The sequence below is a fragment of the Photobacterium sp. R1 genome (genome assembly GCF_054600795.1).
Window position 1 is genome coordinate 1 of sequence record NZ_BAAHZP010000215.1, and the last position, 365, is coordinate 365.

Sequence of the window (365 nt, forward strand, 5' to 3'; positions counted from 1 at the left end):
TGGTAAGACAGAGTGTCTTTTTCTTCGCCGGTGCGCACACGCAGCACTTCAAAATGCGGTGTTTCAATATCTGCGTTAGGAACGATCACTACTTTCACATCGTGATATTTTTCGATGTGTTGTACAGAGCGACGTTTTTCGTTCAGCAGGTAGGATGCGACAGCAACCGGTACGATAGCCTGTACCTGGGAGCTGTTGTCTTTCAGTGCCTCTTCTTCAATCAAGCGAAGAATAGACAGAGACAGCGATTCGTTATCACGTACCACACCTGTCCCCGTACAGCGAGGGCAGACATGGTGGCTGGCTTCTGCCAGAGAAGGACTCAGGCGCTGACGCGACATTTCCAGCAGGCCGAAGCGGGAGAT

General features: G+C 51.2%; 1 pseudogene. It reads right to left on the minus strand.

Features of this window, described 5'->3' with window-relative positions:
• Nucleotides 1-365, minus strand: a pseudogene (locus ACYP03_RS24730) (ribonuclease E); the annotation flags it as partial.